A 253-nucleotide genomic window follows, 5' to 3' on the forward strand; every position below is an offset into this window, starting at 1 on the left:
TCTCAGGCTTGTGAAGCCAAACTGGCGGACCCTACCGCGATGGTGGTCGCTACCGTGGATGAACATGGTCAGCCTTATCAGCGCATCGTTTTACTCAAACATTACGACGAAAAAGGCATGGTGTTTTACACCAACCTCGGCAGCCGTAAAGCACATCAAATCGAAAATAATCCGCGCGTTAGCCTGCTGTTCCCGTGGCATACCCTTGAGCGCCAGGTGATGGTGATCGGTAAAGCAGAACGACTTTCGACTC

1 protein-coding gene is annotated in these 253 nt (G+C 51.8%); it reads left to right on the forward strand.

Annotated features, from left to right (window positions below; translation table 11 throughout):
* Nucleotides 1–39: 39 nt before the first annotated feature.
* The coding region (locus SB764_RS42650) for a pyridoxamine 5'-phosphate oxidase family protein (RefSeq protein WP_410867130.1) at nucleotides 40–253 on the forward strand (214 nt) is incomplete at its 3' end.

Source organism: Paraburkholderia sp. SIMBA_027, from assembly GCF_046535315.1.
In the GTDB taxonomy this organism is placed as follows: Bacteria; Pseudomonadota; Gammaproteobacteria; order Burkholderiales; family Burkholderiaceae; genus Paraburkholderia; species Paraburkholderia tropica.